At 38.2% G+C, this 23,773-nt stretch carries 24 protein-coding genes; 15 read left to right on the forward strand and 9 right to left on the reverse strand.

Annotated elements, in window-relative coordinates; all coding sequences use genetic code 11:
* The first annotated feature begins 107 nt into the window (after positions 1 to 107).
* Positions 108 to 1,646: a YifB family Mg chelatase-like AAA ATPase gene (locus tag FHS59_RS21040; protein ID WP_184497911.1), complete on the forward strand. Its 1,539-nt coding sequence runs from the start codon at positions 108 to 110 to the stop codon at positions 1,644 to 1,646.
* 1 nt (position 1,647) lies between these two features.
* Here the strand turns inward: FHS59_RS21040 and FHS59_RS21045 are convergent, their stop codons facing one another.
* A complete protein-coding gene (locus FHS59_RS21045; protein WP_184497913.1) occupies positions 1,648 to 2,493 on the reverse strand; it encodes an MBL fold metallo-hydrolase in 846 nt (281 codons plus the stop codon).
* Positions 2,490 to 2,864 carry a PAS domain-containing protein gene (locus FHS59_RS21050; RefSeq protein WP_184498003.1) on the reverse strand — a complete coding sequence of 125 codons (375 nt, stop codon included), beginning with the start codon at positions 2,862 to 2,864 and terminating at the stop codon, positions 2,490 to 2,492. Before FHS59_RS21050 ends, FHS59_RS21045 begins: the two co-directional genes overlap by 4 nt.
* Before the next feature lie 248 nt (positions 2,865 to 3,112).
* Between FHS59_RS21050 and FHS59_RS21055 the strand changes: the two genes are divergently transcribed.
* Together FHS59_RS21055 and FHS59_RS21060 are read left to right on the forward strand one after the other, a co-directional pair.
* Positions 3,113 to 3,853: an MBL fold metallo-hydrolase gene (locus FHS59_RS21055; RefSeq protein ID WP_184497915.1), complete on the forward strand. Its 741-nt coding sequence runs from the start codon at positions 3,113 to 3,115 to the stop codon at positions 3,851 to 3,853.
* A 151-nt stretch (positions 3,854 to 4,004) separates the two neighbouring features.
* Entirely contained in the window at positions 4,005 to 4,370 is a 366-nt protein-coding gene (locus FHS59_RS21060) for a cupin domain-containing protein (RefSeq protein ID WP_184497917.1), read from the forward strand.
* Positions 4,371 to 4,621: 251 nt separating this feature from the next.
* Here the strand turns inward: FHS59_RS21060 and FHS59_RS21065 are convergent, their stop codons facing one another.
* Complete coding sequence (locus tag FHS59_RS21065) at positions 4,622 to 5,722, reverse strand: trans-sulfuration enzyme family protein (protein ID WP_184497919.1); 1,101 nt, start codon at positions 5,720 to 5,722, stop codon at positions 4,622 to 4,624.
* Positions 5,723 to 5,999: 277 nt separating this feature from the next.
* Between FHS59_RS21065 and FHS59_RS21070 the strand changes: the two genes are divergently transcribed.
* From FHS59_RS21070 to FHS59_RS21080, 3 genes are read left to right on the forward strand one after another with little or no spacing between them, the layout of a single operon-like run.
* Positions 6,000 to 6,530: an RNA polymerase sigma factor gene (locus FHS59_RS21070; protein WP_184497921.1), complete on the forward strand. Its 531-nt coding sequence runs from the start codon at positions 6,000 to 6,002 to the stop codon at positions 6,528 to 6,530.
* Positions 6,527 to 7,210 (forward strand): hypothetical protein, encoded by a 684-nt coding sequence (locus FHS59_RS21075; protein ID WP_184497923.1) that lies wholly within the window; start codon positions 6,527 to 6,529, stop codon positions 7,208 to 7,210. The genes FHS59_RS21070 and FHS59_RS21075 overlap by 4 nt, the downstream gene beginning before the upstream one ends.
* 32 nt (positions 7,211 to 7,242) lie before the next feature.
* Entirely contained in the window at positions 7,243 to 8,001 is a 759-nt protein-coding gene (locus FHS59_RS21080) for a hypothetical protein (RefSeq protein WP_184497925.1), read from the forward strand.
* A gap of 78 nt (positions 8,002 to 8,079) precedes the next feature.
* Here FHS59_RS21080 and FHS59_RS21085 read toward each other — a convergent pair whose 3' ends face one another.
* The gene (locus FHS59_RS21085; protein ID WP_184497926.1) at positions 8,080 to 8,556 is read right to left on the reverse strand and encodes a DUF4293 domain-containing protein; all 477 of its coding nucleotides are present in this window, start codon (positions 8,554 to 8,556) and stop codon (positions 8,080 to 8,082) included.
* A gap of 101 nt (positions 8,557 to 8,657) precedes the next feature.
* On the opposite strand from FHS59_RS21085, the gene truA reads away from it, so the two are divergent.
* The 6 genes from truA to hemE all read left to right on the forward strand — a co-directional run bounded on the left by truA (position 8,658) and on the right by hemE (position 14,109).
* A complete protein-coding gene (truA, locus tag FHS59_RS21090) occupies positions 8,658 to 9,416 on the forward strand; it encodes a tRNA pseudouridine(38-40) synthase TruA (protein ID WP_184497927.1) in 759 nt (252 codons plus the stop codon).
* A gap of 6 nt (positions 9,417 to 9,422) precedes the next feature.
* Positions 9,423 to 11,195 carry an ABC transporter ATP-binding protein gene (locus FHS59_RS21095; RefSeq protein ID WP_184497929.1) on the forward strand — a complete coding sequence of 591 codons (1,773 nt, stop codon included), beginning with the start codon at positions 9,423 to 9,425 and terminating at the stop codon, positions 11,193 to 11,195.
* A gap of 38 nt (positions 11,196 to 11,233) precedes the next feature.
* Positions 11,234 to 11,815: a hypothetical protein gene (locus tag FHS59_RS21100; RefSeq protein WP_317168223.1), complete on the forward strand. Its 582-nt coding sequence runs from the start codon at positions 11,234 to 11,236 to the stop codon at positions 11,813 to 11,815.
* Between the two features lie 3 nt (positions 11,816 to 11,818).
* A complete protein-coding gene (locus FHS59_RS21105) occupies positions 11,819 to 12,343 on the forward strand; it encodes a GyrI-like domain-containing protein (RefSeq protein WP_184497931.1) in 525 nt (174 codons plus the stop codon).
* A 95-nt stretch (positions 12,344 to 12,438) separates the two neighbouring features.
* Positions 12,439 to 12,966, forward strand: a complete 528-nt coding sequence (locus FHS59_RS21110) for a hypothetical protein (RefSeq protein ID WP_184497934.1) — start codon at positions 12,439 to 12,441, stop codon at positions 12,964 to 12,966.
* A 117-nt stretch (positions 12,967 to 13,083) separates the two neighbouring features.
* Positions 13,084 to 14,109, forward strand: a complete 1,026-nt coding sequence (gene hemE / locus FHS59_RS21115; RefSeq protein ID WP_184497936.1) for a uroporphyrinogen decarboxylase — start codon at positions 13,084 to 13,086, stop codon at positions 14,107 to 14,109.
* Positions 14,110 to 14,178: 69 nt separating this feature from the next.
* Here hemE and FHS59_RS21120 read toward each other — a convergent pair whose 3' ends face one another.
* Positions 14,179 to 14,988 carry an MOSC domain-containing protein gene (locus tag FHS59_RS21120; protein WP_184497938.1) on the reverse strand — a complete coding sequence of 270 codons (810 nt, stop codon included), beginning with the start codon at positions 14,986 to 14,988 and terminating at the stop codon, positions 14,179 to 14,181.
* Between the two features lie 437 nt (positions 14,989 to 15,425).
* Here FHS59_RS21120 and dnaK point away from each other — a divergent pair, with 437 nt between their 5' ends.
* Both dnaK and FHS59_RS21130 read left to right on the forward strand, forming a co-directional pair.
* A complete protein-coding gene (gene dnaK / locus FHS59_RS21125) occupies positions 15,426 to 17,345 on the forward strand; it encodes a molecular chaperone DnaK (RefSeq protein WP_184497943.1) in 1,920 nt (639 codons plus the stop codon).
* Positions 17,346 to 17,421: 76 nt separating this feature from the next.
* Complete coding sequence (locus FHS59_RS21130) at positions 17,422 to 17,796, forward strand: co-chaperone GroES (RefSeq protein ID WP_184497945.1); 375 nt, start codon at positions 17,422 to 17,424, stop codon at positions 17,794 to 17,796.
* 38 nt (positions 17,797 to 17,834) lie between these two features.
* Here the strand turns inward: FHS59_RS21130 and FHS59_RS21135 are convergent, their stop codons facing one another.
* The 4 genes from FHS59_RS21135 to hemB all read right to left on the reverse strand — a co-directional run bounded on the left by FHS59_RS21135 (position 17,835) and on the right by hemB (position 22,594).
* Positions 17,835 to 18,194: a hypothetical protein gene (locus FHS59_RS21135; protein WP_184497947.1), complete on the reverse strand. Its 360-nt coding sequence runs from the start codon at positions 18,192 to 18,194 to the stop codon at positions 17,835 to 17,837.
* A 302-nt stretch (positions 18,195 to 18,496) separates the two neighbouring features.
* A complete protein-coding gene (locus FHS59_RS21140) occupies positions 18,497 to 19,699 on the reverse strand; it encodes a porin (protein WP_184497949.1) in 1,203 nt (400 codons plus the stop codon).
* Positions 19,700 to 19,806: 107 nt separating this feature from the next.
* Positions 19,807 to 21,102, reverse strand: a complete 1,296-nt coding sequence (locus tag FHS59_RS21145; RefSeq protein ID WP_184498007.1) for an ammonium transporter — start codon at positions 21,100 to 21,102, stop codon at positions 19,807 to 19,809.
* Between the two features lie 520 nt (positions 21,103 to 21,622).
* Positions 21,623 to 22,594, reverse strand: a complete 972-nt coding sequence (hemB, locus tag FHS59_RS21150) for a porphobilinogen synthase (protein WP_184497951.1) — start codon at positions 22,592 to 22,594, stop codon at positions 21,623 to 21,625.
* Positions 22,595 to 22,719: 125 nt separating this feature from the next.
* On the opposite strand from hemB, the gene FHS59_RS21155 reads away from it, so the two are divergent.
* Positions 22,720 to 23,715 carry a hypothetical protein gene (locus tag FHS59_RS21155; protein WP_184497953.1) on the forward strand — a complete coding sequence of 332 codons (996 nt, stop codon included), beginning with the start codon at positions 22,720 to 22,722 and terminating at the stop codon, positions 23,713 to 23,715.
* Positions 23,716 to 23,773: the final 58 nt, after the last annotated feature.

Genomic DNA, 23,773 nt, shown 5'->3' on the forward strand with positions numbered 1-23,773 from the left:
CTCTCAAGTAGGAGCTGCATGAGTAAATATTTTTGAAATATTAAGACTTTAATTTTCTTAAACCTTATATTAAGGAGACCATTTCAGTTTCCTTTTTTTTTCTAATTATGGTAGCAAAAACTTTTGGAAGTGCTGTTTCAGGTGTTGATGCAAATCTGATCACAATCGAAGTAAATGTAGGACAAGGCACCAGTTTTTATTTGGTGGGTCTTCCTGATTCTGCAGTTAAAGAATCTCAACAACGTGTGGAATCGGCATTAAAATATTTTGGCTATAGAATGCCAAGGCAAAAAATCGTCATTAATCTAGCTCCAGCAGATATTCGGAAAGAAGGTTCTTCTTATGACCTCCCGATTGCTATGGGAATCCTTCAGGCATCGGAACAGGTAGAATTTCCCGAACTAAGCAATTACATCTTCATGGGTGAATTATCACTGGACGGTAATCTTAGACCCATTAAAGGTGTATTGCCGATTGCAATTGAGGCCAGAAAAAAAGGATTCAAGGGATTCATACTTCCAAAAGAAAATGCCCAAGAAGCTTCAATTGTCAATAATCTAGATATCATTCCTGTAGAAACACTTGAAGAAGCATCTCTGTTTTTACAGGGCTTATTAGAAATCCAACCTCTTGTCACAGATACCAGGGATATTTTTTATCATTCGCTAAATGAAAATGAGTTTGATTTTGCGGATGTACAGGGACAGGAAAACATCAAAAGAGCCATGGAGATCGCCGCAGCCGGAGGTCATAATGTCATCATGATTGGCCCTCCAGGAGCTGGAAAAACGATGCTCGCTAAAAGACTACCATCGATTTTACCTCCTTTGACTCTTCAAGAGGCCTTGGAATCAACAAAGATTCATTCTGTGGCAGGAAAGCTAGGAAAAAATGGAAGTCTTTTGTCTCAAAGGCCATTCAGAAGCCCCCATCATACCATTTCAGATGTGGCTTTGGTGGGAGGAGGTGGAAACCCCCAACCAGGAGAAATTTCTTTGGCACATAATGGTGTTCTTTTTTTAGATGAACTCCCAGAATTTAAAAGAACAGTTTTGGAGGTGATGCGTCAACCTTTAGAAGAGAGAAAAGTCACTATTTCTAGAGCTAAAGTATCAGTTGATTATCCTGCTAATTTCATGCTGATCGCAAGCATGAATCCTTGCCCTTGTGGGTATTATAATCATCCTGAAAAAGAATGTGTTTGCGGCCCGGGTATAGTCCAACGCTATCTGAATAAGGTTTCAGGACCTTTGTTAGATAGGATAGACTTGCATGTGGAAGTAACACCGGTCAGGTTTGAAGAAATGACTTCGACTAGAAAATCTGAATCTAGTCAGGCTATCAGAGAGCGGGTTATTATAGGACGTGAAAGACAAAAGGAACGATTTAAAGATAATCCTGAAGTTTTCTGTAATGCGATGATGCCATCGCATCAAGTAAAAGAAGTTTGCCAAATAAATGAAGCAGGAAAAGCTTTGCTGAAAACTGCAATGGAAAGACTTGGACTCTCTGCCAGAGCTTATGATCGGATTTTAAAAGTAGCTAGAACAATTGCTGACATTTCAGAATCCGAAACGATTCGTGTAGAACATTTGGCAGAAGCAATTCAATACCGAAGTCTGGATCGTGAAGGGTGGGCAGGTTAGTCTATTCTGCGCCACTTAGGCAATACACTGCGCCCTCTCTACAAAGCTCGACCGAAAACTGAGGATTTCTTTTTTCTATACTGGATTTAAACATCTGCTCCAATCGTTCATCTGTGTTTAAAGGGTCATGGTGAAATATTCCCAATTTCCTCACTCCGCATAGTCTTCCAAAATCAATCGCACCTTCTATAGAGCTATGCCCCCATCCGATTCTATTTTGGTACTCCTCTTCGGTATACTCACCATCGTGCAAGAGTAAATCCGCATTTCTAGCTAATTCATATCCACTTGTCCACTCAGGATCATAAGGGAAATTTGAAGAGCCTAAGGCAGGTTCATGGTCCGGCATGTAAGTAAACACACTCTCCCCATCATCCAGTCTGAATCCTAAAGTAGGTCCTGGATGACATATGTAGCCAGATTTAATTTTGATATCACCAATTTCAAATTCTGAATTAGCAATCTCATGTATCACTGGATGATTTGGCAAATCGTTCATTCTCACCGGAAAAAGTGGAGGAGAAAAATACCTTCTCAGCCTTTTGATCAATGGCTCGACGGTGGTAGATGGACCCCATAAATGGACGGTAACATCTGGGTTATAGAGTGGCTGAAAGAAACCTAAACCCATAGTATGATCAATATGCAGATGGGTTAGAAGGATATGCACTTCAGTAATAGAAGGATCAAGGTATTTCCCTAACCTTTGAATACCCGACCCCCCATCCAATATGATACAGATGTCCATATTCTGCACCTGAATACAGGAAGTATTTCCTCCATAAATGACATTTTCGGGACCAGGCGAAGGCAGAGACCCCCTACATCCCCAGATTTTTATTATCATGAGAAATTAGAATTCCAAAACAAAGCCAAAGCTCCTAAAAACCGATCTGGACGTCCTTCTAAAGGAAAAGAAGTCACTGTAATGAAGTGGCTTTCTCCTTTTAGGTTTTTGATATAAAATGATCCGTGAGCGGGCTTTTTATTTGTTAATGTCTGCACTAATGGCAGACCTTCAGGAGGCAAAGGCTTTCCGTCAATGTCAGTTGGAGAAAAAACAGTCGACCATTCCTCCACGCGCATACTTCCCGTTTCTCCAAACCTTAATCCTAAAATTGATTCTGCAGGCTCATTATAAAAAACCAAGGTACCTTCGGTATCAACCAAAAAAACAGGCATACTCATGCTATCTGCAAATTGTCTGCCCAGGATCATTTCAATAGGTTGCACTGCTTAAAATTTAATTTTTAGATACAAATAGTGATAGAATATAGTAATTTTTTTATAAAAAAATCTTTTTCACTCCTAGATAGTCCAAACCACTTAAGAACTTACTGAATTCAACACATGGATTGGGCTTTAAAGTGGTTGTAATAAACTGATCCATTTTTTGTTGCGAAGCGGCGATTTCCTTTCTTAAAACAAGTTATGTATTTTAAAGGTTAGCACTAAAAATACTTGTTATGAAAAACCTTTTGATTCTATTTTTCTTTTTGACCTCAGCAGCTTTTGGTCAAGACCTTATTCCCACTTCTAAAGGAGATATCAAAATTACTCCTATCCTCCATGGTACTTTAGTGCTTGAATATGAAGGTAAAACAATTTATGTGGATCCATATGGTGGCGCCTCATTATTCTCTGGTCAAAAATCACCCGACATAGTTTTGATTACTGATATTCATGGAGACCATCACAATCAGGAAACTTTGGATGGTCTGGATTTGAAAAACGCAATCATTGTCGCCCCAAAAGCTGTCGCAGAGAAACTTCCATCTGGATCAAGTAAATCAATCCAAGTCATAAATAATGGTGAAACAGAGACAATTTCTGGTATTAATATTTCGGCAATTCCCATGTATAATTTGCCAGAAACTGATGACAGTAGACATCCAAAAGGAAGAGGCAATGGCTACATTGTGCAGTTAGGAAACAAGAAAGTTTACTTATCTGGTGACACAGAGGATATTCCTGAAATGAGATCTTTGAAAGGAATTGATGTAGCTTTTGTTTGTATGAATTTACCTTACACTATGGACATTAATCAGGCCGCAGATGCTGTATCAGAATTTAAGCCTGCTATTGTGTATCCTTATCATTACCGAGGAACAGAAGGATTAGCCGATGTTGAAGAATTCAAATCAATTGTCAATTCCAAGGCTCCAGAGGTTGAAGTCAGGTTAGGGAATTGGTATCCCCAAAATTAACAAGGTAAACGGTTTTACTTTAGTCTTTTAGAATAAGGCTCTCATATAAGAAAGACAGCAGGTTTATATAAAATTTGCTGTCTTTTTCATTGGATTAATTTTCCTTTGCAAAGCATTTTGAATTAATCTCTCCTTTTGAAAACTATAAAATATGACACCTCAAAAAATCTCTATCAAAGAAAAACTGGATATGTTCTCAGATTATTGGAATCCAAAAATTGTAGGTGATTTAAATAATCAACATGTAAAACTGGTCAAATTCAAAGGAGAATTTGTTTGGCACCACCATGAACAAGAGGATGAGATGTTTTTGGTGATAGAGGGAGAGTTTGACATGCATTTTAGAGACAAGATTGTTAAACTCACAAAAAACGAATTTATTATTGTACCACGAGGAATCGAGCATAAACCAGTTGCAAAGGATGAAGTCAGTGTTTTACTTTTCGAGCCAAACACTACTTTAAACACGGGAAATACCGTAGGAGAGCTTACAAAGTCAGCATTAGAAAAAATCTAAGTACTCTTAAAAAAGTATAACTTAATTTCTAGATGTATAACTGGCTTACTTTCAATCATTTCAAAACCTTTTGTTTAAAAACTAATCCCTTCAAGTAATTATTGCCTCGAAAAACTAAAACAATTGATATTTTGTATTTCGTATTAGGAAAAAAGTAGTTAATTTACGTTTAAATCAAATTTGTAAAAGTTGATTGATCACCATCCTTAAGTTCCCTTAAGATTAATAGGCTGCCTTTCGGCAGCCTTTTTTCATTTTAGCGCTTCTTCAAAATCTTCTAATAAATCATCTAAATGCTCTAATCCTAAGGATAGGCGTATCAGATTTTGTGGTGTTAAAGTATCTGGCCCTTCAGAAGCTGCTCTTCTTTCAATCAAGCTCTCAACTCCCCCCAAACTAGTTGCATTGGTATAATATTTCAGTTTTGAAATTAACCTATCTGCAGCATCTGCTCCTTCTTTAACCTGAAATGACAAAATCCCTCCGAAACCAGACATTTGCTTAGCGGCAATTTCATGTCCTGGATGGGCTTTGAGACCTGGGTAAAACACTTTTTCGATTTTTGAATTCTGTGAGAGGTAATTTGCCAAAACCATTGCATGTTCTGCATGGCCTTTCATCCGATATGGCAAGGTTTTAATACTTCTACAGAGATAGTAACAGTCCATTGGAGAAGGGACAGCTCCTCCCGTGATCTGTACATTTTTGATTTTCTCCCAAAATTCATTCTTTGATTTTGTGATCAATGCGCCTCCTAAAATATCGGAATGACCTCCGAAATATTTGGTACTGGAATGCATTACAATATCTGCTCCAAATAAAATTGGATTTTGAAAAACCGGCGTAGCAAAAGTATTATCACAGGCCAGAATCGCGCCATGAGCTTTGGCCAACCTCGAAATGGCTTCTATGTCACTAATTTTTAAAAGTGGATTAGATGGAGTTTCAACCCATATCAATTTTGTATTGGACTTGAAAGCTTGCTCGACTTTATCCAAATCCGTCATATCAACAAAACTTGCTTCCAAAACACCAGCAAACAATGTCTGAATTCCTTTTTTCAGTCCGTGGTACATGTCATCAGGAGCGATAATATGAGACCCCGGTTCTAAAGCTTGAAACACTGAAACTCCAGCGGCATTTCCCGAACTGAAAGCAGCCGCATCAGCTCCCTGCTCAAGCTTTGCAAGTAAATTCTCGAGAGAAGCTCGGTTTGGATTATTGGCCCGGGAATAAATCATTGAGTCTTCTTGATGAATAAAAGTGGTGCTCAATGTGATTGGTTGAATTACTGGTTTTTCGGAATCGGTTACAATATTCCCTCCATGTATCGCTAATGTTTCTAGTCTCATTTGATCAATTTTTCTGGTCTTGAAAATCTGATTTCAAATTAGCACTATAAACGACCTAATGGAAATCTTTCTGCCCTCTTATCTCCAAAATTCTTTTCAATTCACACCTCTTCAATCAAGACATTTGTTAATAATTCTTTATCATTCAGGACTTTCCAATAGACTTTACTTACTTTTTACCCCCTCAAAACAACTTTAAAAGCGGTTTGAAAAAATATTATCAGTCAATTCCAACTTTTAAGACACTCTGCCACTCTTTTATATAGACAGCAAAAAAATGAGTATTCAAAAAATTGATTCAAATCTAGTATCAAGGGTTATTCGACAAGAAAGATCTGCTCAGTTTCAGCTGTTTGAATTGACAAAAGGAATGATGTTTTCGATTTGTTATCGGGTTTTAGGAGACGAGGATGAAGCCAATGATGTGTTGCAGGACTCATATGTGGAGATTTTCCAAAACATCCGAAAACTAGCACATCCTGAGGCTTTGACTTCATGGATGAAAACGATCACTATTAGAAAAGCAATCCACCAGAGCAAGAAGAAAATTTACTTTGAACCAATTGAAAATAATGAAACTGAAACTACCGAGGATTTTGATGCTTGGTTTGATGCGGACCTACTTGATCAAGCGATCGAAAGCCTTCCAAATGGGGCAAGAGCCGTTTTCCTTTTAGTTTCCGTGGAGGGCTATTCCCATCAGGAGTCCGCTCAACTTCTTGGAATCTCAGAAAGCACCTCAAAGTCACAGCTGAACTACGCGAAAAACCTGCTTAAAAAACGAATCTCTAAACTACTCCAGGCATGAAAAAGTATTCACCAAATCCGGATTTATGGAGTAAGATCCAACAGCAGAAAGATTTTGACAGTCAAGTAAAGATGCATGCTTCCAATCTGCCTCAGCGAATGCCCAAGGCTGATTTATGGAATGCTATTGAAAAGGAGCTTGATCAAAAAAAGCCTATGATTCCACTTTGGAAGTATCTGGCGGTAGCTGCATCACTTGCTTTTATTCTGATGCTTTCCGGACTCGCCTATTGGAAGGTTGGAGATAATAAAACAGACAATCAATTGATTACTGAAGTAGTGGTTCCAGTGGAAGAAACCGTAAAACCAGAAAACAATTCTCCTGTTCAATTGGAATCAACCACTGAAGAAATAATAAAAACTAAATCGAATGCGCTTAAAGAGGAAACACCTGAGAAACCTAAAATCAAAAGAAGTAACCTTGAACCTTTGGAACTACCTGAAATCGAAAGGACTGGACTAACTATTGAAAACACTTTAATTTCCGAGCTCATTTTTCCGCCAAAACAAGAAGAATTGGCGCAAGAGACTTTTCACAAAGTGCAAATATCCTGGGGATTGAAAGAAAAAATTAAAGTAAGAACACAATTCGCAAGTAGTGAGACAGATCCATTGTTAAACCAACAAGTAAGTCGCATGGAACCTTCCAAGAATTCGATTAAAATAAAATTTCAAAAATAATAATTCACTGAACCTTCTATAAATCTAAGATTATGAAACGACTATTAATAGTTCCTTTCCTGGCATTGCTATGCGCTTTTCAAACGCAAGCACAGGAAGTAGAAAACCCATTAGGAGCCAGCAACCAAGAGTGGCTTGACCGAGATTGGCCAGTCACAGATACCTTGGTTTTTGATTTCCCAAACGAAAGTGCATTGGTACTTTATTTCAACAACACAGAATTTACAGCCTCTGAATTGACTGAAGAGCTTGAACCCTTGCTTCGCAAAGCCACAGATTTTCCTGAATTTACGACGGTTGCCTATAGACTTGGAGAACAATTCTCCAACACCTCACTAAAGCATGTAAAATATCAAATTGAGAAAAAATACGTCCCCTATGTGGACAGTTTAGAAATGACTTTTCCTGTTGGGCTGGATTTTACAGGAGGAGATTTCACTCCAGTAGTAGGGTTTAGAGCGCATCTCAATTGGAGAAACTTTTCACTTGGCGGATCAATTACCAATACTATTTATTTTCCAGAGCGAATAGAAAAAAACATCAAAGTGAACAGCAGCTGGTTTGCAAATGCTGAATTTGCTTGGGAATTCGGAAATCTGGAAGGGCCAAGACGAAACACATTTGGAATCGGTTATTTAATCAATGAAAACAAAAGCCAGCTTTTCAGCGGAACTACGATGCAGGCATATTACAATAGAAAAATCAACAAAAACCTTTCTATCCAAGTTGGAGTGATTTCAACTGAAAACTTCAAAACATTCTACCCTACTTTAGGAATTAGGTTTTGGTAGAAATCTGAAACAATAATATTAGGCACAAAAAAAGCCAGCAAAAATGCTGGCTTTTTTTATTTTTAACTCTTTCGATTTTTATCTGATTCTATCTACTGATCTCACCAAAGCTTCATCTTTTCTGATAAATCTATTGGCAAGCATATTACAAACCATAGCAGCTAATACCGCCCAGAAACCAATTTGATATTGACCATTGTCGTTAGCTCCCAGTTCTGAATTAATACCGTTTGTTGTCAAAAAGATAGTAGCTACTAACCCTACCATGAGCAAAGAATTGACCATATTCAACATCATCTGCCTTCCTCTATTTCTATATTGAAAGATGGAAATAATTGCTAAAAACCCTACAAATGACGCCAGGGCAGCGATATACCATTTGGATTCGGACAAGATTACTTCTCCGGAATTATCATACTTTTCTAAAAACAGCGCTGTCAAAGTGAAGCTTTCTCCAGAATCGGCAATCACTTGATGCCAAAGATCCATTCCTAAAGTAACTCCCATGGCAGCTGCTACAAGGAACAAGAATATTGATTGAACTCGTTGAATCATTTGAATTAAAATTTTTTGCAAATTAACAGGCTTAAAAGATCATTCACAAGGAATAAAGGTTTCTCTACCTCTTTTGCTTCGGAATAGTATCTTTGCACCCGATGAACCAAATCAAGAGATATTTTCTGGAATTGAGCTATAAAGGGACTCCTTATCATGGATGGCAAATCCAGAATAATGCATTTACTGTTCAAGAATGTCTGGAATCGGCTCTTTGCACGTATTTCAGAAAAGAGGTGCCGATCATGGGAAGTGGCAGAACAGATACAGGTGTTCATGCTACGATGCAGGTATGTCATTTTGATTGGGAAGGAGAACTGGAGAGAGTTAAGTTTATCAGGGCTATCAATGGAATTCTCCCTAAAGAAATTTCCATTAACTCCATCCGTGAAGTAAAACCGGATGCACATGCTCGTTTTGATGCAGTCAAAAGATCTTATTTCTACCGTATTATCTTGCAGAAAAATCCTTTTTTGGAAGAAATGGCTTGGTTGAGTTATTTCAGCCCAGATATCTCAAAAATGAATCTGGCAGCGGAAGCACTCTTAAGACATGAGGATTTTGAATGTTTTAGCAAAGTCCACACAGAAGTGAATCACTTTAGATGTAAAATATTTTCAGCAGGATGGGAACAAAAGGACGGTGAATTGTTATTTCATATAACCGCAAACCGTTTTTTACGTGGAATGGTGAGAGCAATTGTGGGAACACTTGTGGAAATCGGACTTGGTAAAAGGAGTCCTGAAGCCATGGATGAAATAATTTTATCTAAAGACCGATCAAAAGCTGGAAAATCAGCACCTGCCCAAGGGCTTTTTTTGAGCCGGATTATTTACCCAGAACAAATCTATTTAGACTAAGAGATTTTGAGCCTAGAGAAAGAAAAACATTCATCCGGTGAAATTGTAGACACCAAGGTATTAAAAAGGCTTTACCAGCAGGTAAAACCATACCGGGCACAATTTTATTTCCTGATATTCCTGACGATTGCCCTGGCAATATTGGCACCTACAAGACCTTATTTTATTCAGGTTGCGATTGACGATTATGTGGCCAAAGGAGATGGTCCCGGCTTGCTTCAGATTATTTATATTCTTGTGGGATTGATGCTCCTTCAGGCATTAGTCCAATGGGCACACACCTTTTATTCTGGTTGGATCGGACAGGTCATTATCAAAGACATCCGGGTTGATCTATATAAACACCTACTAAAACTAAGACTGAAATTCTTTGACAATACTCCAATAGGAAGATTGGTCACAAGGAATGTATCCGACATAGAAACGCTTGCAGATGTTTTCAGCGAAGGACTTGCTGCCATCATTGGAGATTTACTTCAGTTGGTTACGATCCTTGGAGTGATGTTTTACATCGATTGGAAGTTGACTCTGGTAAGTTTGTGTACTCTGCCACTGATGATCATTTCCACTTATATTTTCAAAGAGAAAATCAAAGTGACTTTCAATGATGTGAGAAACGCTGTTTCTAATCTGAATTCATTTTTGCAGGAGCACATCACAGGGATGAACATCGTCCAGATTTTCAATAGAGAAGATCGGGAGTTTGCGAAATTCAAAGAAATCAACAGAGAGCATAGAACAGCGCATATTCGTTCTGTCCTTTATTATTCTATTTATTTTCCAGTAGCTGAAATTATTCAAGCAATTGGGATTGGGCTGGTAGTTTGGTACGGAGCTGTTGGGGTTTTAGGAATGGATCTTCAAGTCGGAATCCTGATTTCATTCATTATGTATCTCCAGTTGTTTTTCCGACCGATCCGAATGATTGCAGATCGATTCAATACCCTACAAATGGGCGTGGTAAGTTCTTCCAGAATTTTCAAATTATTGGAAAGCAAAGAACATATTGCGAATGAAGGAAGCTACAAGCCGAATTCTATCGGTGGAAACATCAAGCTTGATCATGTTTGGTTTGCTTACAATGACGAAGAGTATGTCCTAAAAGACATCAATTTCGAAGTGGAAAGTGGGCAAACTGTAGCTTTGGTTGGAGCTACCGGAGCAGGAAAGTCATCCATCATCAATTTGATTTCAAGGTTTTACGAAATCAACAAAGGAAGCATTTCCATTGACGGAACAGACATCCGTGAGTTTGAGCTTGGTATTTTGAGAAAACATATTGGTGTAGTACTTCAAGACGTTTTTCTCTTTTCTGATACGATTTATTACAATATTACACTTGGCAATCCGTCTATAACCAAAGAGCAAGTCATGGATGCAGCGGAACAGGTTGGTGCAAGAAAATTCATCGAAAGACTTCCTGGTGGGCTCGATTACAATGTCATGGAGCGAGGAGCTACTTTGTCCGTAGGACAGAGACAATTAATTTCCTTTGTCCGGGCAATGGTTTACAATCCTGAAATCATCATTCTGGATGAAGCTACCTCCTCTGTAGATACAGAGACTGAAGAATTGATTCAGGAGTCTATAGACAAAATGATGAAGGGCAGAACCTCGATTGTGATTGCGCATAGGTTATCCACTATCCAAAAAGCTGATAAAATTATTGTGCTTCACAAAGGAGAGATTGTGGAAACAGGCACACATGAAAGCCTGTTGGAGCAAGGCGGATATTATACTCAATTGCATCAAATGCAGTTAAAAACAATGGCTATCTAGCCAAAAATCATATAAGTAAATTCAAATCTGATTACCACGTGAAATTCAAAATTTTAGCAATTGCCTTTTTTATTCCTTTTTTAAGCATGGCCCAAGAGCGGGGAATAGGAATTAGAGTCGGTGAACCGTTTTCAATCACTTACAAAGATTTCATCAGCGATTACATTTCTGTAGAAGGAATGATCGGCAGTGCCGGTGTGAATGGAGCCAGTTATTATCAGAGAGATTTTACCAATAATCCACCGACAAATAATTCATTCTATATTGGCCATTCGGTTAAAAAAGGTCTCTCCCTTAATGCAAGAGCAGCTTATCACGAGGACTTCACGGACAGTTTTGGAATCACACAAGGCTACCTGCTAGCGTATGGTGGAGCTGGGATTCAATTCCGAACTACTCGTGTAAACTATACTTATTCAGTAGATCAAATATCCGGGACTAATCAACAAGAAGAGCGTGTAAATGCTGACTTCGGCCCTGAAGCGTTCATTGGCTCTGAATATTATTTCTCCGATCTCCCAATGAATGTCTTTGCTGAATTTGGGCTTTTTGTAGAGCTCCTGGATCGAGTAGGTCATATGAAGGCACAAGGTGGAGTTGGTGTCCGATATCTTTTCTAAAAAATGAACAAGAAAATTGCCATAGGCGGACTGATCTTATTTGTGATCGCTTTTGGAGCCTATTTCGGTTTTGACAAACTAGGCGGAAACAATCCGATAGAAATAACCTTAGTCGAAAACAAACCTTACAGTTTAGTGGGTTTATCCTATCGGGGAACTCCTCAAGACCCGGATCTGGAACGAGCATTTAAAAATGTAGAAGCACAAAAAGGCCTCCATCCCGGAAGTTCTTTGCATACGATTTATTACAGCGAACCTGCCGGCAAACTGGACACCATGGAAGTTTTTATAGGAATTGATCAAAATTTACCGATTGATAACTTTGAAGTTTTGACCTTTGACGAAAGCAGTTATTTGCTTGCTTCAATTAAAGGAAGCAAATGGGTGATGCCAAATCCAACCACAGTTCAGGACGAAATCAAGGAATATGCCGAGAAAAACAAGCTAAAATTAAGTGGAGTATTCATTGATAAAATTGTATCAGAATCAGAGGTTCAGGTGATCGCTCCCATCCTTTCACAGAATTAATTTACTTTTTTTAACAAAGTCTGTTAGTAAAATTAACCAACCTGAGCACAGTTATTGCCGTGAAAGGAATTATGTTCAAATTTAACCAAACCAACATGAGAAAAATTACTGCCCTAGTTGGACTAATCGGTCTAATGATATTCCAAGCGTGCGAAGGTCCTGTAGGGCCAGAAGGACCTATGGGTCCAGAAGGTGAACCAGGAATAAATATTCTTGGCACAACCTACGAGGTTGAAATTGACTTTACTGAAACAAACGATTACGCTGACCTATTTGAATTCCCTCAAGACTTAATAGAAAGTGATGCAGTTTTAGTTTATAGGCTTTCTGGAATAGACAATGGTAGAGATGTTTGGAGGATCCTTCCTCAAAATTATTTCTTTCAGGAAGGTGTATTGATTTACAACTTCGATTATACCATTAGTGATTTTTCGATTTTCTTAGATGGTCCACTTGATTATTCATTGCTAGGATCAGAATGGACTGATGGACAAATTTTCAGAGTGGTCGTTCTTCCTTCTGACTTCCCAGATGCTAGAATTGATTATTCTGATTATGAAGGCACTATGAAATTGCTGAACATTGAAGAAAATGACTTCGTTAGGATTGAGCCTAAAAAATAAAATATTAATCTAAACCAACTGATTACCACAAACAGGATTTTTGCAATGCGAAGGTCCTGTTTTTTTTATGTTCGATTTTTTCAGTGCCAAAATTAATTTGGCTGTTATCTTTGCGGCATGGAATTACAAAATGATCTATTGCTGAGAGCTGCCAAAGGCGAAAAGACCGAAAGGACTCCAGTTTGGTTGATGCGTCAGGCAGGCAGAATCTTACCTGAATATCGTGCTGTGCGTGAAAGCGTCAGTGGCTTTATAGAGTTAGCCCAAACTCCAGAGCTTGCTGCAGAAGTGACTATTCAGCCTGTTGATTTATTAGGCGTAGATGCTGCGATCATATTTTCTGACATTTTGGTGATCCCAGAAGCAATGGGACTGCCTTATGAAATGGTGGAAAAAAGAGGCCCTTGGTTTCCTAATACAGTAAACAACGAGTCAGATCTCAAGAAATTGAGAATTGCAAACGGAGCAAATGATCTTAGCTATGTGATCAAAGCCATCGAAATAACCAAGAAAAACCTAAATGGTCGAGTTCCTTTGATTGGATTTGCAGGAGCTCCATGGACTATTTTTGCTTACATGGTAGAAGGAAGTGGAAGTAAGACATTCTCAAAAGCCAGAGAGATGCTTTATACACAACCGGCATTTTCTCACAAACTGCTTCAGATGATTACTGATAGCACCATCAATTATTTAAAGGCTCAAATCGCTGCCGGTGCAAACCTTGTTCAGATCTTTGATAGCTGGGCTGGAATTTTGGGTCCAAAACAATATGCGGAGTTTTCTCATCAATACATTTCTCAAATCTGTGATGCTATCACAGAAGTTCCAGTCACAGTATTTGCCAAAGGAGCTTTCTTTGCAAGAGAGGAAATGAGCAAATTAAATTGCGAAACAATCGGACTTGACTGGAATATGGGAATTGCTGAATCGAGAAAATTGATCGGCACAGAAAAAACCTTACAAGGAAACCTTGATCCTGCAGCTCTATATGGAAATCCTGAACAAGTCAGAAATGCGACGATTGATATGATGGAACAATTTAAAGGAAGCCGACATATCGCCAACCTAGGTCATGGCGTTTATCCTGACATTGATCCTGAAAATGTCAAAGTATTTATCCAAACTGTAAAGGATTTCAACTAATCTGGAAATAAATTTATAAAAAGAGAGCCCGATTTTATATTAAAACCGGGCTCTCTTTATTTTTAGCGCTTAAGAGATTTCAATTACGGGATCTCCTACTTTTATTTTCCCTGTACTCAAAGCCACCATATTTTGGCCAAAAAGAACTTTGTTTCCTACAGTCCTGTAAGAAGCCAGAGTTTTCAATGGCTCTTTTCCTTTGGCTGCACTTTCCTGGTCAATCGTTGTTAACACACACCTTGCGCAGGGTTTGATGATGCTAAACTCGAGATCACCGATTCGAACAGCATTCATTTTATCTTCTGCAAAAGGTTTTCCTCCTGAAAAAACAATGTTTGGCCTGAATCGATCCATTGGTACAGATACTTCCAACTTCGAATTGAGATCATTTAAAGAAGATTGCCCAATGATCAGGTAAGGCATTCCATCTGCAAAACTGACAACTTCTCCATTTTTGGCATATTTTGGATCCACCCTTCTCTCACTTGACAATGGCATCTTCACCAAACTGACATCCATTCCCAATTTGCCACTAAACCAACGATCAAATTCCTCATCAACCGAAACAGCAATTACTGAATCATCCCAAACCTGAACTTCTATTTCTTTCCCGGTCGTTTTGTCAAAGGGTATTCTTATTTGATTATTTCTATCCTTTTTTTCAAAAACCAGTAAAGAATCCTGGGCGAGCAACACTTGCAATTGAGCCATCTTGGGACATTCCCTTTGGGATAAAAATGCACCGTCTTGTTTCACCAACATCCATCTTCTATCGTGCTGAAAACCTTTATCTTCTACCCAAGCCTCCGTTACCCTGACCCCACCAAGCGATTTGATTGGATAAATAAAAATATCCTGAACTAGATAATTTGAATGCATGCCTAAAAATAAGATAGTTAGATAGGAATGACCAGATTAACTTAAATAATTTGAGATACCCAAGAATGATATATGAGTTTTAAAATAATGCCAGCAAAATGGAATGACTTCCCACTGGTTATTTATCTGGATTAGGGCTGATCCAATGATGATCATCAAAACCCATCTAAACCGTTCCTTATTTCCTTTAAAAAAGCGCCTCATACTACAGAGATAGATGCGACATCCCGAAGAAAGGTTGCATGAAAAAGTTAAAAAGTGAATTTCCTGTCATAATTGGGAAAGAATGGAACGCCAAGTGACATATCTGGAAAAAGATCGAAATCCACCTGCCATCCTTTCTGCCAATCTGACACAAAAACTAGGTTTTTTAGCAATGGCACATCCCTTGAAGAAAGGAGGAAGTAACTCATTGAAACAAACAAAAAAATATAATTATGGGAAAAATTATCGGCATTGACTTGGGTACCACCAACTCCTGCGTAGCCGTTATGGAGGGTAATGAGCCTGTAGTCATCCAAAACAGCGAAGGAAGAAGAACCACACCTTCAATTGTGGCTTTTCTTGACAACGGAAACGGAGAGCGCAAAGTAGGAGATCCTGCAAAACGTCAGGCCATCACCAACCCTGCCAATACCATTTCCTCAGTGAAAAGATTTATGGGTAAGAAATTCTCTGAAGTTTCTGAAGAGAAAAAGCATGCCTCTTATAAAGTAGAAAAAGGAACCAATGATACGATCGTCGTAAAAATTGGCGACAGATCTTATACTCCACAGGAACTTTCTGCAATGATTCTTCAAAAAATGAAGAGTACAGCAGAAGACTTCTTGGGTCAGGAAGTGACTGAAGCGGTAATTACTGTTCCTGCTTATTTCAATGACTCTGAGCGTCAAGCCACTAAAGAAGCTGGACAAATTGCAGGTCTTGAAGTAAAAAGAATCATCAACGAGCCTACTGCTGCTGCATTGGCTTACGGGATGGACAAGAAAAACCATGACATGAAAATAGCAGTGTATGACCTTGGTGGTGGTACATTTGATATTTCAGTATTGGAACTTGGTGACGGAGTATTTGAAGTAAAATCAACCAACGGTGATGTACACCTTGGTGGTGATGACTTCGATCAGGTAATCATCAACTGGCTTGCTGACGAATTCAAAGCTGAAGAGCAAATCGATTTGAGACAAGATCCAATGGCTCTTCAGAGATTGAAGGAAGCTGCTGAAAAAGCTAAAATCGAACTTTCAAGTTCTTCTTCTACAGAAATCAATTTGCCATATATCACTGCAACTCAAACAGGTCCTAAGCACTTGGTAAGAACCTTGAGTAGATCTAAGTTTGAGCAGCTTTCAGAAGATTTGGTAAGAAGATCAATGGAGCCTTGTAAGAAGGCTTTGGCTGATGCAGGCATGAGCCCATCTGATATTGACGAAGTGATCTTGGTAGGTGGTTCTACAAGAATCCCTAAAATCCAGGAAGAAGTAGAGAAGTTCTTTGGAAAGAAGCCTTCTAAAGGTGTTAACCCTGATGAGGTGGTTGCAATCGGTGCAGCGATCCAAGGTGGTGTATTGACAGGTGAAGTGAAAGACGTTCTTCTTCTAGACGTAACTCCACTTTCTCTAGGAATCGAGACTATGGGTGGTGTATTCACCAAATTGATCGAATCCAATACTACTATTCCTACTAAGAAATCTGAGGTATTCTCAACCGCAGCTGACAACCAGCCAGCAGTAGACATTCACGTGCTACAGGGAGAGAGACCAATGGCTAAGGACAACAGAACGATTGGTAGATTCCAACTTTCTGACATTCCACCAGCACAAAGAGGTGTTCCTCAGATCGAAGTAACTTTCGACATTGATGCGAATGGTATCTTGAATGTATCTGCGAAAGATAAGGGAACAGGAAAAGAGCAAAAGATTAAGATTGAAGCTTCTTCTGGTCTTTCTCAAGAGGAGATCGATAGAATGAAGAATGAAGCAGAAGCAAATGCTGCTGCTGATAAAGCTGAAAAAGAAAAAATCGAGAAATTGAATCAGGCTGACAGCCTTGTATTCCAGACTGAGAAGCAATTGAAAGAATACGGAGACAAGCTTTCCGAAGGAAACAAAACTGCTATCAGCTCTGCTCTTGAAACTTTGAAGGCAGCACATCAGTCTCAGAACCTTGAAGGAATTGACAGTGCAATGGAAGGATTGAACAAAGCTTGGGAAGCTGCTTCTCAGGAAATGTACAATGCTGCTGGTGCTGCCGGTGCTCAACCAGGACCTGACGCAAATGCAGGAACTGACGAAGCAGCTTCAGGTGATGGAGTTTCTGACGTGGACTATGAAGAAGTTAGCGAAGACAAGAAATAAGTTTCTTCTAAACCAACTCCAAACGGCATCTGTTAAAAGCAGGTGCCGTTTATTTGTTTAAGCGAAAATCTTAAAAATGAAACTTACTGCTGATAATAAACTTAAGAATCTCATAGTAGTTGGAGATCGAGTATTGATAAAGCTTAAGAAGCCGAATGAAAAAACAGGCTCGGGCTTATACTTACCTCCTGGAGTTCAGGAAAAAGAGAAGGTCCAACAAGGTTATATTATAAAAACCGGACCTGGCTACCCTATTCCTATGGCTACTGAAGATCAAGAACCTTGGATGGAAAAAGAAGAGCAAATCAAGTATGTTCCTCTTCAAGCTAAAGAAGGTGATTTAGCAATTTTCCTGTTAAACGGTTCCTTTGAAGTGATTTACGAGGGAGAAAAATTCCATATTGTTCCTCAAAGTTCTATCCTTATGCTCGAGAGAGAGCAAGAACTATAAAAAAAGCCCGGTTACTCACCGGGCTGATTTGTTTTTTGTCAATGCCACCAGAACTTCCTGGCTTTCATTGATTTTGGTAAAACATAACTAGCTTTTGATTCCACAACAGCTAATTCAGGATCTTCCCAAACTTTTCTGTTTTTAGCTTTTAACCCTTTCGGATCATTAATATTTTTTCTAGTGTAAATAAAAGACTGAGAACCTGACCTATTCCAAACCTTGGCATTTTTTGCCGCAGGTCCTGTTTTACTGAAAGGTTTGTCATAGTATACAACTGCGACGGCGTTTTTAGTCTTTTCAGAAATTTTCGCATTTTTTGCTTTGGGCCCGGTGGTAGTCTGGGCATAGGTAGCAAAAGCAATAAACATGGCCGCTACTATTAAAAACGGTCTTTTCATCGATTTATATTTGGGTTGTTGATATAAAAATATACTGATTTTCAGGCTTGAAGTTTCACTTTCGTGATATTTTTTGAAATATTTTGACAGTTATCAAAAATTATATTCCGATTTAAAGCGAATGAAACAACTCAAACAGAATATTTAATCGTTTTAAAAAATACCTGAAAATCAAAAAGAACCGTATTATTAGCAAAAACTGAATTAAAAAACACCCTACTACAAGAGCAAATAAGCTGAAAATAAAAAAAACCGAGATGAAAATCACCTCGGCTTTATTGACAATAGACCCTGTTTATTCTTTAGAAAGAAAATACTGCCGCTAATAAGAAAGACGACAAACTTTTACTTCCTGCTAGATCTTTATTTAAGAAGAAATCATCTTCACTCATTGTATCCAATCTCAATTCAGGAATCAATGTAAGATTTTTTCCGATTTTCGCATTTCCTGAAAGTGTCACCGCAAATACATTTCCTTCACCGCCTTCTTCAGCTGGTTTATCAAGACCTACTACCCCGTCAAGACCTCCATTGAATACACTGAAGTACTCACCTCTTAAGCCGATGGAGAAATTCTCAGAAGTGGCTGCTTGAAGATAACCGGCAAATCCATAGAAACCAGCACCATCACCATCCACATCTTGGGCATCACTACCATTATAAACTTCACCTGCAGCAGTTGTATTATAAGTTGTATTTACACCTAAGTAAAGTGTCTCAGTTAAATTAAACCCAGTAGTTAAATCTACTTGGAATGTACTTCCCAAAGAGCTTTGACCTGGAACTAAACCTCCTTGATCAACATCCAACTTCCCGTCTTGATCACCATATACAAAGTTCAAGTATGTGCTTCCTGCATCGGTTGAGTAACCCAATTGCGCTCCATAGGTATAAGTACCGTTTAAGTTAAACTCCGTCATATCAGTCGGGTTCATTACCGCTGCCATCAAAGAAAACTTATCAGACAGTGCAAAGTCCGCTTTTAAGCCAGTATGAGAAAATGGACCATAGGAGAACATGTAAGAAGTAGAGTAGTTAAAGTTACCAGTTGGTGAAATCACCTCATATCCAAGAAAGGTATTGAAGTTACCAAAAGTCAAAGTCACTACATCATTTACATTCCAGTAAACATAAAGCTGATTTATAATTTGAGAACTTCCAGCCATTCCTCCAGCATAAAGAGGAGAACCGAAAACAGCATCCTCACCTCGAGGACCGAAAACCAAATCTGCTACTGCACCGACTTTTTCACCTTCATAAGTAGCAATGATGTTTGCCATACCTAAAGAGAAACCTGGCAAATTGCCAAACGAAGAGGCAGGAGCCTGAAAGTTTTCACCTTTATTCGGTGCATTAAAATTGGTTCTGAAATAAGCATCTACAGAACCTGAGAAAGTGAATTTTGATGGCTCTTTTTCCTCCTCAACGATAATAACTTCTTGACCAAAGCTTAAAGTAGATACAGAGAAGAGAGATGCGAATATTAGTAGTTGTATTTTTTTCATTTTAATTTTAAATGTTGGTTAATGATAGATAGTTGACCTTTAGTCCTGCCCTATGGAGAGAGAGTCGCATTTTTTTCCAAAAAGGCAGGACTATTAATATGAATTGACTATTCGTCGTAAACGATGGTATAACCACGGATTCCATGTTCGTGAGAATCCAACCCACTTTTCTCGTGTTCTTCAGAAACTCTGATACCTACAGTCATTTTTAGAACATAGAAAATCACAAAAGCAGAAACGAAAGCAGTTACACCGCAAATTGCAACACCCATCAGCTGAGTGATGAATGAGTGGTCAGGATTTGTAGAAAAAATACCCACTGCTAAAGTTCCCCAAACACCGCATGTTAAGTGAACAGAAACTGCACCTACAACATCATCTAGCTTAAGTCTATCCAACAGTACTGCAGAAAGAACAACCAATATACCAGCTACAAAACCTACAATCACCGCAGACCCAGGATTGATCACATCTGCACCAGCAGTAATACCTACTAGTCCAGCCAGAACTCCATTCAACACCATCCCCAGATCCAATCTCTTGAATACAAAATAACCAGCTAAGAAACCTCCCATACCGCCAGCACATGCTGCAAGACATGTAGTTACAAGTACAAAGGACACTAAACCTGGATCAGCAGAAAGAACAGAACCACCGTTAAAGCCGAACCAACCTAACCACAATAAGAAAACACCGATTACCGCAAGAGGTACTGAAGCACCAGGCTTATCCACTGTTTTTCCATTAACATATTTTCCAATTCTAGGACCAACCAAGATCACTCCTGCCAAAGCTCCCCATCCACCTACTGAGTGTACAAGTGTACTTCCTGCAAAATCATAGAATCCCATATCATCCAATGCTCCACCACCCCATTTCCAACTACCGATGATTGGATAAACCAACCCTACGAAGAACAATGTGAAGATCAAATAAGCCCAAAGCTTAACTCGTTCTGCAATTGCACCTGAAACGATGGTGGCAGCTGTAGCAGCAAACATTGCCTGGAACAAGAAGTCTGTCCAATAAGTGTATCCTCCATCAGCATAAGCTGAAGTCACATCAGCATCTCCAGGAGAAAACCAAAACATGCTCCATCCAGAAGCATCAAACCCAAACCATCCTGGAGTTTCAAAACCAGGATACATTAAGTAGAAACCAGCTACCGCATAGGTCAAAATTCCTATTATCGGCGTAATGGTGTTTTTAAACAGGATGTTTACTGTGTTTTTGGCTTGACCAAATCCAGCTTCTACTCCAGCAAAGCCTAAGTGCATAATAAACACTAGTGCTGTGGAGAGCATCATCCATACATTGTTTGTCGTGAGAATGTTTTGCGTCAGTTCTGCAGAAACATCCATTGTCGCGGCCGCATCTTGGGCCAACAGGGGTGCGAAATACATCATAGGTTTTATTGAAATTTTGAAATAATTTCAGAATAATTAATAGGTCTGAGTTTTTTAACTCGAATCGAATGTAATCACATTAATAGGAATAAAACAAATCCACTTTTTCAAAAAATGCCATATTTATTGACTTTGTTGGTTATTTTTCAACCCATTTTTTAAGGATTTTACAATTTTTTATACAAAATCACTGTTTTCAACACCCATTCAGTTATAAAAATATTATTTGGCCAATATGGACTTTATTCTTCGAAATCGATTTCTAAAAAGGCGAATAAGAATTTTATATATTTTAAAGGATCCAAAACAATATTTTATATTGAATTTTTTACTTTTTCAATATTTTCGAACAAATCATTGGTTTTACAAAAAATATAAATTTTAAATAAATGATATTTTTTTTACCGCTTATCTAAAAAAACCAATGATTTTTTAACAAAACCCCACCACTTATCAACTGGATAAATAAAAAAAACCGGGTTTTCCCCGGTTTTTGATAAAAAATGAAAGCAAAGTCTTATTTCAACCTATATTCTGCAAATTCTTTTGCAAAATAGGTCAATATCACCTTCGCGCCAGACCTCCGAATACTTGTCAAGACCTCAAGCATTGCTCTTTCAGGGTCAATCCAACCTTTTTCTGCCGCAGCTTTAACCATACTGTATTCGCCAGACACATTATATGCTGCAATTGGAACCGGATAATTATCGTGAAGTAGCTTAATAATATCCAAATAAGCCAAAGCTGGCTTTACCATTAAAAAATCTGCACCCTCTTCTAAATCCAAATCCGCTTCAATCAATGCTTCTTGACTATTCGCGGGATTCATCTGGTAAGTCTTCTTATCTCCAAACTTTGGTGCAGAATCAAGAGCATCTCTGAAAGGACCGTAAAATGCACTTGCATACTTAGCTGTGTAAGACATTATAGAAGTCTCTGTAAAACCTTGATTATCCAACATTTCACGGATATACCCCACACGACCATCCATCATATCAGAAGGCCCAATAATATCAACCCCTGCATCAGCTTGGGCCAATGACATCTTTCCAAGAATTTCAAGGGTCTCATCATTTAATATCTTTCCATCCTTAACCACACCATCATGCCCATCACTACTATAAGGATCCATTGCCACATCTGACATCAAGCACAACTCAGGAAAATTCTTCTTTATCTCCCTAAGCCCTTTTAAATAAAATGTCTCAGGATTATACGATTCAGTTGCCATTGAATCTTTTAAACTCTCAGGATATGCAGGAAAAACATCAAAAGTTTTAATACCTAGTTTTAGACAGGATTCAATTTCCTTTAACATGGTATCAATAGAAAATCGATAAATATCTGGCATGGAATCCACCTCAATCTTTTTACCAGTACCTTCCAGTAAAAACATTGGGAAAATCAAATCATTCACAGAAAGGGATGTTTCTTCTACGAGATTCCGAATGGCTTCTGATTTCCGATTTCTTCTTGGGCGTCTATTCATGGGTAATTTGTTTTCGGATATAAAGGTACAACGGAGAAATTCTTCCTTGAAATGATTCTTAATTTATCAACCAACCTTTATGTCTACTCTCTTCATTTTATTAAATTATAAGATCAACACTTTTTATGGCTACAATCAAATATATTAATTCAATTTTCTGCAATTGGGAAAAATATGAATGTCTGGATATTAGACCAATCGAATCAAGAAATATCTATCCCATATCAAGAGTAACTAGTCATTTTGATTATTCTGAAAAGGAATTAAAAAAATTAAGAAGACAAGGTTTTTCAAGTGCCATAGGAAAAGATATAATGGATAGAATTGAAGATCTCTCTATTCTATTTTCAAAAAATAAGCCGGTTCTTCTTTTAGATGAAAGCCCATTTTATATCGCTCAGGCAATTTGGCAACACTACCAACCTACTTCTAATGTATTTATTTATAAGGGTGGATATGGCGCACTTTTAAAAGAGGCTAATAAGGTTTTAAAATCAAAATACCATTTTATAATACTATGTGGAGAGACTGGAGTTGGTAAAACAGACTTATTGAATAGTTTAGAAAAAAAAGGAGAACAAGTTCTGAATCTGGAGGAAATAGCAAGACATAATGGATCTGTATTTGGAAATTTATCTAACCAAAATCAGCCAATTCAGGAAACTTTTATCCTTGATCTCGCTCTTATTTTAAGTGAATATGATCAGAAAAAACCAATATTTGTTGAGTCAGAAAAATTCAGTTTAGGGAAGAACATTATTCCATTAACCCTTTCAGAATCATTTGAAAATGGAATAAAAATAAGACTCTTTCTACCAAAAGAAAATCGCATCAAACGATTGGTAAAGGAATATGCTGCTGTAAATGATTTTAAGCTTAAAGAGGGAATTGAAAAACTAAAATTCAGAATTGGAAAAGATGCTTCCTCTCAGATAATAAGAGACTTGGAACAGAAAAATTATGATAAGGTTGCAGAAAGACTTATCGAGTATTTTGATTCGACCGAATCATACCAATCCATTCATACCCAAGAGTATGATATGACAATAAATAACCTTGAAATCAATAAAGCTGCAGAAGAACTAATCAAAAATTTGGGCAAAAAAAAACGTCTCCCGTAGAAGACGCTACTGTGCCTACAGAGTGTCAATGCATTACTCTTCGTTTTGCTGTTATTCA

Source organism: Algoriphagus iocasae (assembly GCF_014206875.1).
Lineage (GTDB): Bacteria > Bacteroidota > Bacteroidia > Cytophagales > Cyclobacteriaceae > Algoriphagus > Algoriphagus iocasae.

What these genes read in the sequence shown, in the direction of transcription:
- FHS59_RS21040 (WP_184497911.1), top strand. Translation starts at nt 108, where the DNA reads ATGGTAGCAAAAACTTTTGGAAGTGCTGTTTCAGGTGTTGATGCAAAT.
- FHS59_RS21045 (WP_184497913.1), bottom strand. Translation starts at nt 2,493, where the DNA reads ATGATAATAAAAATCTGGGGATGTAGGGGGTCTCTGCCTTCGCCTGGT.
- FHS59_RS21050 (WP_184498003.1), bottom strand. Translation starts at nt 2,864, where the DNA reads ATGATCCTGGGCAGACAATTTGCAGATAGCATGAGTATGCCTGTTTTT.
- FHS59_RS21055 (WP_184497915.1), top strand. Translation starts at nt 3,113, where the DNA reads ATGAAAAACCTTTTGATTCTATTTTTCTTTTTGACCTCAGCAGCTTTT.
- FHS59_RS21060 (WP_184497917.1), top strand. Translation starts at nt 4,005, where the DNA reads ATGACACCTCAAAAAATCTCTATCAAAGAAAAACTGGATATGTTCTCA.
- FHS59_RS21065 (WP_184497919.1), bottom strand. Translation starts at nt 5,722, where the DNA reads ATGAGACTAGAAACATTAGCGATACATGGAGGGAATATTGTAACCGAT.
- FHS59_RS21070 (WP_184497921.1), top strand. Translation starts at nt 6,000, where the DNA reads ATGAGTATTCAAAAAATTGATTCAAATCTAGTATCAAGGGTTATTCGA.
- FHS59_RS21075 (WP_184497923.1), top strand. Translation starts at nt 6,527, where the DNA reads ATGAAAAAGTATTCACCAAATCCGGATTTATGGAGTAAGATCCAACAG.
- FHS59_RS21080 (WP_184497925.1), top strand. Translation starts at nt 7,243, where the DNA reads ATGAAACGACTATTAATAGTTCCTTTCCTGGCATTGCTATGCGCTTTT.
- FHS59_RS21085 (WP_184497926.1), bottom strand. Translation starts at nt 8,556, where the DNA reads ATGATTCAACGAGTTCAATCAATATTCTTGTTCCTTGTAGCAGCTGCC.
- truA (WP_184497927.1), top strand. Translation starts at nt 8,658, where the DNA reads ATGAACCAAATCAAGAGATATTTTCTGGAATTGAGCTATAAAGGGACT.
- FHS59_RS21105 (WP_184497931.1), top strand. Translation starts at nt 11,819, where the DNA reads ATGAACAAGAAAATTGCCATAGGCGGACTGATCTTATTTGTGATCGCT.
- FHS59_RS21110 (WP_184497934.1), top strand. Translation starts at nt 12,439, where the DNA reads ATGAGAAAAATTACTGCCCTAGTTGGACTAATCGGTCTAATGATATTC.
- hemE (WP_184497936.1), top strand. Translation starts at nt 13,084, where the DNA reads ATGGAATTACAAAATGATCTATTGCTGAGAGCTGCCAAAGGCGAAAAG.
- FHS59_RS21120 (WP_184497938.1), bottom strand. Translation starts at nt 14,988, where the DNA reads ATGCATTCAAATTATCTAGTTCAGGATATTTTTATTTATCCAATCAAA.
- dnaK (WP_184497943.1), top strand. Translation starts at nt 15,426, where the DNA reads ATGGGAAAAATTATCGGCATTGACTTGGGTACCACCAACTCCTGCGTA.
- FHS59_RS21130 (WP_184497945.1), top strand. Translation starts at nt 17,422, where the DNA reads ATGAAACTTACTGCTGATAATAAACTTAAGAATCTCATAGTAGTTGGA.
- FHS59_RS21135 (WP_184497947.1), bottom strand. Translation starts at nt 18,194, where the DNA reads ATGAAAAGACCGTTTTTAATAGTAGCGGCCATGTTTATTGCTTTTGCT.
- FHS59_RS21140 (WP_184497949.1), bottom strand. Translation starts at nt 19,699, where the DNA reads ATGAAAAAAATACAACTACTAATATTCGCATCTCTCTTCTCTGTATCT.
- FHS59_RS21145 (WP_184498007.1), bottom strand. Translation starts at nt 21,102, where the DNA reads ATGTATTTCGCACCCCTGTTGGCCCAAGATGCGGCCGCGACAATGGAT.
- hemB (WP_184497951.1), bottom strand. Translation starts at nt 22,594, where the DNA reads ATGAATAGACGCCCAAGAAGAAATCGGAAATCAGAAGCCATTCGGAAT.
- FHS59_RS21155 (WP_184497953.1), top strand. Translation starts at nt 22,720, where the DNA reads ATGGCTACAATCAAATATATTAATTCAATTTTCTGCAATTGGGAAAAA.